The 9,948-nt window shown below is 47.5% G+C and carries 10 protein-coding genes and 2 tRNA genes; 9 read left to right on the plus strand and 3 right to left on the minus strand.

Annotated elements, in window-relative coordinates; genetic code table 11:
- Positions 1-10: 10 nt before the first annotated feature.
- Positions 11-1,081: a M20 family metallo-hydrolase gene (locus HMPREF0645_RS10985; RefSeq protein WP_007175082.1), complete on the minus strand. Its 1,071-nt coding sequence runs from the start codon at positions 1,079-1,081 to the stop codon at positions 11-13.
- 419 nt (positions 1,082-1,500) lie between these two features.
- Between HMPREF0645_RS10985 and HMPREF0645_RS10990 the strand changes: the two genes are divergently transcribed.
- The 4 genes from HMPREF0645_RS10990 to HMPREF0645_RS11005 all read left to right on the plus strand — a co-directional run bounded on the left by HMPREF0645_RS10990 (position 1,501) and on the right by HMPREF0645_RS11005 (position 5,248).
- Positions 1,501-3,309 (plus strand): AMP-dependent synthetase/ligase, encoded by a 1,809-nt coding sequence (locus tag HMPREF0645_RS10990; protein WP_007175083.1) that lies wholly within the window; start codon positions 1,501-1,503, stop codon positions 3,307-3,309.
- A 33-nt stretch (positions 3,310-3,342) separates the two neighbouring features.
- Positions 3,343-4,467 (plus strand): peptide chain release factor 2, encoded by a 1,125-nt coding sequence (prfB, locus tag HMPREF0645_RS10995; RefSeq protein WP_007175084.1) that lies wholly within the window; start codon positions 3,343-3,345, stop codon positions 4,465-4,467.
- Positions 4,468-4,562: 95 nt separating this feature from the next.
- Complete coding sequence (locus tag HMPREF0645_RS11000) at positions 4,563-4,751, plus strand: hypothetical protein (protein ID WP_007175085.1); 189 nt, start codon at positions 4,563-4,565, stop codon at positions 4,749-4,751.
- Positions 4,748-5,248 (plus strand): CYTH domain-containing protein, encoded by a 501-nt coding sequence (locus tag HMPREF0645_RS11005; protein ID WP_007175086.1) that lies wholly within the window; start codon positions 4,748-4,750, stop codon positions 5,246-5,248. The genes HMPREF0645_RS11000 and HMPREF0645_RS11005 overlap by 4 nt, the downstream gene beginning before the upstream one ends.
- Here the strand turns inward: HMPREF0645_RS11005 and HMPREF0645_RS11010 are convergent.
- On the minus strand, positions 5,196-5,591 hold the full coding sequence (locus tag HMPREF0645_RS11010) for a VanZ family protein (RefSeq protein WP_007175087.1): 396 nt from the start codon (positions 5,589-5,591) through the stop codon (positions 5,196-5,198). The genes HMPREF0645_RS11005 and HMPREF0645_RS11010 overlap by 53 nt on opposite strands.
- A 79-nt stretch (positions 5,592-5,670) precedes the next feature.
- On the opposite strand from HMPREF0645_RS11010, the gene HMPREF0645_RS11015 reads away from it, so the two are divergent.
- Positions 5,671-7,029 (plus strand): sodium-dependent transporter, encoded by a 1,359-nt coding sequence (locus tag HMPREF0645_RS11015; protein ID WP_007175088.1) that lies wholly within the window; start codon positions 5,671-5,673, stop codon positions 7,027-7,029.
- A gap of 81 nt (positions 7,030-7,110) precedes the next feature.
- Positions 7,111-8,004, plus strand: a complete 894-nt coding sequence (locus HMPREF0645_RS11020; protein WP_007175089.1) for a helix-hairpin-helix domain-containing protein — start codon at positions 7,111-7,113, stop codon at positions 8,002-8,004.
- Between the two features lie 107 nt (positions 8,005-8,111).
- Here the strand turns inward: HMPREF0645_RS11020 and HMPREF0645_RS11025 are convergent.
- Positions 8,112-8,184: transfer RNA gene (locus HMPREF0645_RS11025), tRNA-Pro, on the minus strand.
- 148 nt (positions 8,185-8,332) lie between these two features.
- Here HMPREF0645_RS11025 and HMPREF0645_RS11030 point away from each other — a divergent pair.
- From HMPREF0645_RS11030 to HMPREF0645_RS11040, 3 genes are all read left to right on the plus strand, one after another.
- Positions 8,333-8,405 (plus strand) — tRNA-Phe (locus HMPREF0645_RS11030).
- A gap of 229 nt (positions 8,406-8,634) precedes the next feature.
- A complete protein-coding gene (locus HMPREF0645_RS11035) occupies positions 8,635-9,021 on the plus strand; it encodes an ISAon1 family transposase N-terminal region protein (RefSeq protein WP_007175090.1) in 387 nt (128 codons plus the stop codon).
- The coding region (locus tag HMPREF0645_RS11040) for an ISAon1 family transposase (RefSeq protein WP_044123588.1) at positions 8,987-9,948 on the plus strand (962 nt) is incomplete at its 3' end. The genes HMPREF0645_RS11035 and HMPREF0645_RS11040, both read left to right, overlap by 35 nt.

The following is a 9,948-nucleotide window of genomic DNA, read 5'->3' on the forward strand; positions in this document are numbered from 1 at the left end:
AAATGGTAGCTTATGGCATTCCAAGAAGTTTGACATAGGTGTCAAAAGCGTGTTCTATTTCACTTATCCTGATATATTCATCGGCGCTGTGCGAGCGTGACGATTCGCCGGGTCCCAACTTCAGTGAGGGGAACGGCATAAGTGACTGGTCGCTCAACGTAGGTGAGCCGAAGGGCGTCATGCCCAGAGAGACACAGCGACGCACCAATGGATGTTCAAGGTCGATGTGCGAAGAGTGCAGACGGAAGGAGCGGGCACTGACCTCTGACTTGACGTGCCGGCAGACAATGTTGTAGACTTCCTCATTGGTATAACATTCGTTGGTGCGTATGTCAACAACCATAGAGCAGGTGTCCGGTATGACGTTGTGCTGTGTGCCGGCGTTCACCATGGTGAGTGACATTTTTACCGAACCGAGCAGCCGACTCGTCTTCTTGAACCGGTAGTTGCGAATCCACTGCATATCCTCAAGTGCTTCGTAGATGGCATTCACCCCCTCGTTTCGTGCGGCGTGCCCACTCTTGCCATGGGCCTTCAGATCGAGCACCATCAGTCCTTTTTCGGCAACAGCTGGTTGCATGCCAGTGGGTTCGCCCACGATGGCCACATCTATTTTGGGTAGCCGTGGCAATACGCGACTGATGCCGTTTTTGCCTGATACTTCCTCCTCGGCCGAAGCCAAATAGATCAAATTAAAGGCACGGTGGGAGCGGGCAGCATCCGTGCAAAAACGACGGAACACCTGCAACAGAGTCACCAATCCGCCTCCACAATCATTGCTGCCTAACCCATAGAGCATGTCGCCTTCGATTGTCGGGATGAAGGGGTCGTGTTGCCACGACTTCACTGGCTTCACCGTGTCGATGTGGGCATTGAGCAGCACGGTGGGACGGGCGTCGTCGAACCAAGGGTCAACGACCCACAGGTTGTTGGCTTCGCGATGTGTTTCGAAACCGTAACCGGCGATGGTTTGCTCCATGATGGTAGCGGCTTCACTTTCGCTGCGACTTACCGATGGGGTGGCAACCAAGCGGCAGAGTAGGGTGATGGCATCCTGGGTGTATTGTTCTCGTCGTTCCATGTTACAAAAGTAACCTTTTTTTGAACATGCGCATAGTTTGCAGTATATAAAAATAAAATCGCAAACATACATCTTCCATGAGCAGTAATTATGGGCATAAAGGTAACGTGCCGGTCTGATTTAGCCCTATAGTGTCCGCTTTGCGGCCGTTGTCCATTCGTTTTGCGGCCGTAGTACGATTGTCTGTCGGCCGCGATGCACCTGTCTGTCGGCCGACATATGCTGGCCAAGGGTCGTGAATGTGTATCGACGCCAGATGGATTCATCGTGGTAGTCAGCGTGTAGCAAGGACGCTAAGCTACACGTTTATCAAGTTGTTTGAGGCATAGGTCTGATCAATCTGACGGAAAAAAGCGGTGATATTTTTGTTTTAGTACCTAATTTACGTTATCTTTGCATATATTAATTCCCTTCATGCTATGCAGAATAAAAGTCATTTGTCGATACTTGTTCATGAGCAGGCCAAGAAATATGGATCTCGTCCTGTCTTGACATTCAGGAACTTTGGAAGTTTGAAATGGAAGACGGTGTCATGGAAACAATTCTCCCTGCGCGTCAAGCAGGTGAGCAATGCTATGCTCAACTTTGGTGTAAAGCCGCAGGAGAATATTGCAGTTTTTTCCCAAAACTGTATTCAGTATCTGTATACCGACTTTGGTGCATACGGCATTCGAGCTTGTTCCATTCCCTTTTATGCAACAAGTTCGGAGCAGCAGATACAGTACATGATCAACGATGCACAAGTACGAGTGCTTTTCGTGGGTGAACAGGAGCAATATGACAAGGCTCACCGGGTGTTCCCGCTGTGCACCTCATTGGAACGTATCATTGTTTTCGACGACAGTGTGCGCATCAGTTCTCACGACCCCAACACACTTTATTTCCAAGATTTTCTGAAACTCGGCGAACAACTCCCGAGACAGCAGGAAGTGGAAGAGCGGTGGGCGGAAGCCAATGATGACGATCTCTGCAATATACTTTATACAAGTGGAACGACCGGGGAAAGCAAAGGAGTGATGCTCACCTATGGACAATATTCAGCTGCCTTTAAGGCCAATGAAGTGTGGGTGCCGGTTGGGGAGAAAGATAGGGTGATGAACTTTTTGCCTTTCACCCATATTTTTGAACGTGCATGGGCTTACTTAGCGCTGACCAAGGGCGCACAGCTCATCATCAACACCTATCCGCATGAAATCCAAGAGTCTATGCGCGAGACAAAACCCACGAGCATGTCGAGCGTGCCGAGATTCTGGGAAAAAGTGTACCAAGCAGTACATGAGAAAATCGACCGTTCCAACCCCATCCAGCAGAAGATGTTCAAACACGCCTTGGATGTAGGGAGGAGACATAATATAGAATATCTTATGAATGGTAAGCGCCCTCCTATGGCCTTGGCCTTGGAGTATAAGGTCGTCAATTCGACATTGTTCAGTTTGGTGCGTAAGCAGTTGGGGTTGCAGAATCCTCACATATTCCCCACGGCAGGGGCAAGTGTGTCGCCCAAAGTGGAAGAATTTATCCATTCCATCGGGATTATGATGATAGTCGGGTATGGACTCACCGAAAGCCTTGCGACCGTTTCTTGTGACCATATGGGCAAAAAGTGTACCCTCGGCTCTGTCGGTCGACTTATACCGGGGATAGAAATGAAGATTGGCGAAAATGACGAGATACTGCTGAAGGGTCCGACGATCACCAAAGGATATTACAAGCGCGACGCCATTACAGCTCAATCTTTTGACAAGGATGGATTTTTCCATACGGGCGATGCAGGATATGTTCAGGATGGAGAGCTTTTCCTGAAGGAACGTATCAAAGATTTGTTCAAAACCAGCAATGGCAAATACATTTCCCCACAGATGGTGGAATCGATATTGTTGGTTGACAAGTTTGTCGACCAAGTGGCAGTTGTGGCAGACGAGCGAAAGTTTGTTTCGGCCTTAGTTGTTCCAGAGTTTCGTCTGGTTGAAGAATGGGCGCACGACAACGGTGTCGTCTTTGAGACCCGTGATGAACTCTGCGCTAACGACAAGGTGTATCAAATGATGATGGAACGAATCAAGACGTTGCAGCAGTCGCTTGCTCACTACGAACAAATCAAGCGCATCACGCTCTTGCCCCATCATTTCTCGATGGAATCGGGAGAATTGACCAATACGCTGAAGCTCCGCCGCCCCATCATCCATCAGAATTACAAGGAGATCATCGACAAAATGTACGAGGATTAATAATTCCTGACATTCATATAACAAACATTGTACATGATAACATCAGACCAACTGAAAGACGTGTTGGAGCGTACGACCAAGCTTCACCATTATCTCAATATCGACAAGAAACAAATAGAATTTGAAGAAGAACAACTTCGCACGCAGGCTCCCGACTTTTGGGATGACCCGAAGCGTGCAGAGGCTCAAATGAAGAAGGTAAAAGGCCTTCAGAACTGGCTCAAGGACTACAGTGATGTTGAATTGCTGGCCAATGAATTGGAGTTGGCTTTCGATTATTACAAGGAAGAACTTGTTACTGAAGAGGAGGTGGATGCCGATTATGCGAAGGTGATCAAGGCCATAGAAGATTTGGAATTCAAAAACATGCTTCGGTCGGAGGAGGACTCCATGGATGCTGTGCTGAAAATCAACTCTGGCGCCGGTGGAACCGAGAGTCAGGACTGGGCGCAAATGTTGATGCGCATGTATATGCGCTGGTGCGAATCGCATGGCTATAAGGTGACCATCACCAACCTTCAGGATGGCGATGAGGCCGGTATCAAGAGTGTGACGATGACTGTCGAGGGGGGCGAGTTTGCCTATGGATATTTGAAGAGTGAGAATGGTGTTCATAGACTGGTTCGCGTGTCACCATACAACGCTCAGGGTAAACGCATGACGAGTTTTGCGAGTGTGTTTATCTCTCCCCTTGTCGATGACACCATTGAGGTGTATGTCGACCCGGCGCGTCTGAGTTGGGATACATTCCGGTCGAGCGGAGCAGGAGGTCAAAATGTGAATAAAGTGGAGTCTGGCGTGCGACTTCGCTATCAATATGAAGATCCAGACACCGGCGAGAAGGAGGAAATTCTGATTGAGAATACCGAGACGCGCGACCAGCCGAAGAATAAGGCCAAGGCCATGCTCCTCCTGAAAAGCCAACTCTATGACCGCGAAATGAAGAAACGCCTGGAGGCTCAGGCTAAGATTGAGGCTGGCAAGAAGAAGATTGAATGGGGAAGTCAGATTCGTAGTTATGTATTTGATGACCGTCGTGTGAAGGATCATCGCACCAACTACCAAACCTCGGATGTGGATGGTGTGATGGATGGGGATCTTGACGGTTTTATTAAAGCCTACCTGATGGAATATTCAGGAGGTGAGCAGGAGGCATAGCCGTATTGAGTAGATTCCTCCGACGGATTTGGAATTGACCAGACTGCCTTACAAAAGTTAAGATATCGATAAATAAAAACCTAAAAAGAACTATTATGACTAAAAAGAAAAGAAATCCACAGGAGCCTGTGCGTGAAATTAACGCTGTTGCCAGGGAGGTCAAGCGAGAAAAACGAGAGGTCAAGCAGAAAATCCAAGGCGACAGTGTGGTGAAATGGATATTTGGTGCCTTACTCGTCCTGGCTATTCTTTATATGGTTTGGACCATGACAATTGTGGGATGAGCGGACTGGAAATAGAGCGCAAGTTCCTTGTTAAGAAAGGCGGTGCGTATAAGCGCGCCGCTTTTTCGTCAAGCCATATTCAACAGGGTTATATTCCTGCCGATGGCGCAACCGTGCGCATTCGCGTGCGGGATGAGCAGGCATTCTTGACGATTAAGAGCAGAAGTGTTGACGGAGGCCTGACGCGTTATGAGTTTGAAAAGGAGATATCGCTCAATGAAGCCGGCCACCTTCTGAAACTGTGTCGGGGCGGAGTGATAGACAAACATCGGTACTTGGTGAAAAGTGGCACCCATGTGTTTGAGGTTGACGAGTTTCATGGTGACAACGAGGGGCTGGTGATAGCAGAGGTTGAACTCGGAAACAACGCGGAATCTTACGAAAAACCCGATTTCATCGGGCCGGAAGTTACGGGTGATGCACGTTTCTACAACTCCCATATGCTTAGGAATCCTTATTTCGTTTGGAAATCATCAGTGCCAGAGGAATACCGATAGCAGCACCCAATAGCACGCCGATGGCGTCGGCAATAAAGTCTATGAAATCGCCACTTCTATTACCTCCGGTACAGGTTTGCTGAACAATTTCGATCAGTCCGCCCATTAAAATGGGGAAAATGATGGCATAGGGGATAGTCCGTTTCATGTTGATTACCTGGTGATGCAATCCGTATTCCAACCAGAGCACAGTGCACCAGCCGCCAAACATCACGATATGCGTCCACTTGTCTACCATGTTGATTTGGCTCAGGGGCGTTTCAGGAATGGGCACAAGACATAATATCCATATCACAACCATGCAGATGAAGGATAGGGTGTATTGCTTAATGAAATGCATCATGGCTTTATATTTACTTTCAAATTGTGTGCAAAAGTAGATATTTTTTTATACTTTTGCCATCAAATAGCATTTAAATTGTATGTCTGACAAAAGGGCAAACTTTGGAAGTAAGCTTGGAATGATTCTTGCCACAGCCGGTGGAGCTGTTGGCTTGGGCAATGTTTGGCGCTTTCCCTATATGGTTGGAGAGAACGGGGGTGCAGCTTTCATTCTCATTTATTTGGGCTGCGTGCTGCTGTTGGGTATCCCATGTATGGTTTCCGAATTCATTATTGGTCGCCACGGAGCCTCCAACACCTATCGTGCATACGCCCGTGTGAGTGGTGGGAAAGCATGGAAGTTCGTCGGTTTGCTCGGCGTGCTTACCGGATTTCTAATCACGGGGTATTATGCGGTTGTCTCGGGATGGTGTTTGCAATATATCTATGCATCGGTTATGGGCGAGTTGCATGGTGACTCCTTGTTTGTCCAAAACTATTTCACCACTTTCTCGACTAATCCAGTACGCCCTATATTCTGGCTGTCTGTTATTCTGTTGACGGCTCACTTTGTGATTATCCATGGAGTGCGGGGTGGAATAGAAAGGGCTTCGAAGCTGCTCATGCCTACCTTATTTATATTGTTGCTGGTTATTGTTGTGGCTTCATGCTTGCTTCCTGGCGCTTCGAGAGGCATAGATTTCTTGCTCAAGCCAGATTTTGGAAAGGTAGACCAAGGTGTGTTCCTCGGTGCATTGGGGCAATCGTTCTATTCTCTCAGCATTGCCATGGGTTGCATCTGCACCTATGCTTCTTACTACAGTCGGCAGACCAATCTGCTCGCGTCTGCTATTCAGGTATCAGTCGTAGACACGATGGTGGCCATTCTAGCTGGATTGATGATATTTCCGGCAGCTTTTTCGGTGGGCGTCAACCCCGACAGTGGACCCTCACTTATCTTCATCACCCTTCCTAATGTCTTTAACGAAGCCTTCGGAAGCATGCCCGTGATGGGGTGGGTGGTGTCACTGATGTTCTATGGGTTGCTCTCGCTCGCTGCCTTGACGTCCTTGATGTCGCTTCACGAAGTGAGCACCTCTTTCTTTTACGAGGAGTTGCACATCTCCCGGAAAAAAGGAGCAGTCATCGTGACTGTATCCACAATCATTATTGGTGCCTTCTGTTCATTGTCACTTGGTGGCAAGGATTATCTGCGTGTGGCCGGAATGTCATTGTTCGACGCGTTCGACTTTGTAACCGGACAGATATTTCTTCCTGTAGGCGGATTCCTTACCTGCGTGTTCCTGGGATGGTTTGTTCCCAAAAAGGTCGTTCGTGACGAGTTTACCAACTGGGGTACATTGAGCGCTCGTTTCTTCGGCATCTTCCTGTTTTTGGTTCGTTTTGTGTGCCCTTTGGCCATCTTAGCCATCTTTCTCCATCAACTCAACGTGATATAAGTCAAGGTTGCACGCAGCAGTTTTCTTTTAAAAGATCTTCAAAACAACGATAAAACTAAATCATTGCGTTAATCTCGAATAATGAAACTTAGAGATTTCTTTTATTTCAACCGTTCCGATCGTGCAGTATTATTGTTTTTCCTGCTGCTTGCCGTAGTTTCCTGTTCTCTCATTTTCTTTTTGGGTGGAGATGAAGGAATGACCCAAGTTGACGAAAAGGATACTGTTTTCGTGCAGAAACAAGCCGTTTCATCGGTATTTCCCCGCACGAATCCTCAGTATATTCAAGCTGAAACTCGCAGGGTTGAGCATTTTGTGTTCGACCCCAACACAGCAGATAGCACCGAGTTCCTGCGCTTAGGCTTGCAATATTGGCAAGTGCGCAACATCTACAAATACCGTGCAGCAGGCGGCGTTTATCGCCGGCCACAAGACTTTGCCCGACTCTACGGACTTACGCAGAAACAGTATCGTGAACTTGAACCCTACATCCGCATAAGCCGTGACTATGCCCCAGCTGCAGAGTTGTTTGCCGAAGAGAAACACGAACCACGCGACACCACACACCGTTATCCTGTCAAACTGAAACCCACAGAGCATATCGACCTCAATCTTGCCGACACCTCTGCATTGAAACGAGTGCCTGGCATAGGTAGTTATTTTGCCCGCAGAATAGTGGGCTACCGCCAACGACTCGGAGGATTTTATCATGTGAAGCAGCTTCTGGAGATTGAGGATTTTCCCGAAACTGCCATATCTTACTTCCATATCAGTGGCGCTATTCATAAAATTAACGTCAACAAGCTCAAGTTGAACGAGTTGAAGCGTCACCCTTACATTAATTATTATCAGGCTAAGGACATTATGGACTATCGCCGGTTGCATGGACCTTTGACCAGTCTGAATGAATTGAAGTTACTGCAGGATTTTACACCCAAGGATATTGAGCGACTCAACCATTATGTTGAATTTTAAAACGAATGATATGAAGAAGTTATGCTATAGTTGCTGATAATCAAGGCTTCATGATTAAGAGGAGACAAAAGCAAAAGAGGTTGCCGTGGCAACCTCTTTTGCTTTTGTCGGGATGAGGCGACTCGAACGCCCGACCCCTACGTCCCGAACGTAGTGCGCTACCAACTGCGCTACATCCCGATCAGCATCCCCAAGGTACGCAAAGTTGACTTGTTTCCCTTAAGAACGATGCAAAGGTACATCTTTTTTCTGAAAAGTAGAATTTTTTTTGCGAAAAATTTGTTTGTTTGGCTAAAAAGCCCTATCTTTGCACTCGCAATTATGAAACGGTACCTTAGCTCAGGTGGTAGAGCAATGGACTGAAAATCCATGTGTCCTTGGTTCAACTCCAAGAGGTACCACTTCCTCCTTTCATTCGGCCCGGTCTTCACCTCGTGTGATGCCGGGCTTTTTCAATTCACAATTCACAATTTTCAATTCACAAGGAGCTGGCGCAAACACCAACGTCTGCCAATTGTGAATTGAAAATTGTGAATTAAAAATGGTAGAGATGCTTGCGTCAGCTCGGCTCAGTAGAAATTTCCTGGGGAATAATTTGTTCTATATCTTCATAATTCCGACCTTCGCATCATGGAAGAAAAAATGTTACGTATCTTGGCAACTCTTGTTTTGCCCACTCAAATATTAGATTATTTTACTGTCGTTTCTGTTCGCGAGGTTGGATCAGAGTTTCATATCAGTCTTGACGAACGTATGGACAAGACTTTGTCGGATGACCCCAACTTCGAGTCCAAAGGGTTCATGGAAGCCGTTAATATAACTGACTTCCCAATTCGAGACCATAAGGTGATATTGAAAGTCCGTCGCAGACGATGGACTGATTTGCGCACGGGTAAGAGTTTTACACCTCCCATTGCTTTAGACATGGTAGCCCAGGGCACCCGTTACTCCAAGGAATTTGGAGCTTTTTTAAAAGAAACGTATGGAGACATCCCCGGTGACTTGCCTTACGCTTGAGGATTACTATCATATTGACGGACACACATTTGAGAAACAATATAAGGAAGTCCTGAGCGGCTTCCGTGAATGGGACCAGGCAGAACATGCCGACGAGTGGCTGCTCTTTCCTGACAACATCGGACCCTCCCTGGCCATTGACGAGACTTCACTGTCCAACGGCGAGCTGTACACTTTTGTGACCAACCGTGCCGCACGTACACGGGAAGGGAGTCTCGTGGCAGTAGTTGCGGGAACAAAGTCAGAAGATGTCATAGCGGTGCTGGATAGGATTGATGAGGACAAGCGCTCCTCTGTTGAGGAAGTCACCCTGGACTTGTCTGACTCCATGCGCAAAATCGTCAGAAGGTCGTTTCCCAACGCCAAGCGTGTCATCGACAGGTTCCATGTACAGAAGTTAGCATGCGATGCCGTACAGGAGTTGCGCATCAAGCACCGCTGGGATGCCATACAGCAGGCAAACGACGAGATGGAGGAGGCAAAGCTCTGCGACAAGCCATACAGACCATACAGATGCGCCAACGGGGACACAAGAAAGGAGCTTCTCGCTAGGTCAAGATACCTGCTCTTCAAGTCTGCTGACAAATGGAACGAGCGTCAGAAACTGCGGGCTGCCATTCTATTCGAACAATATCCGGATATCCAAAAGGCATACGGGCTGTGTCACTCACTGCGAATGATCTTCGCCAAGAACACCATCAAGGATGCAGCCAGGCTCTCCATGGCACGGTGGTACAACAAAGTTGAAGAGGCAGGCTTCCATTCATTCAATGTCATTGCGGCCACATTCTACGAGCATTATGATGAGATATTGAACTTCTATAACAACAGGTCGTCGAATGCCATGGCAGAATCGTTCAATGCCAAAATTAAACTTTTCCGAGCCAATCTAAGAGGTATGGCAGACAAGAAGCTCTTCCTATTCAG

The sequence above is a fragment of the Hallella bergensis DSM 17361 genome, assembly GCF_000160535.1.
In the GTDB taxonomy this organism is placed as follows: Bacteria; Bacteroidota; Bacteroidia; order Bacteroidales; family Bacteroidaceae; genus Prevotella; species Prevotella bergensis.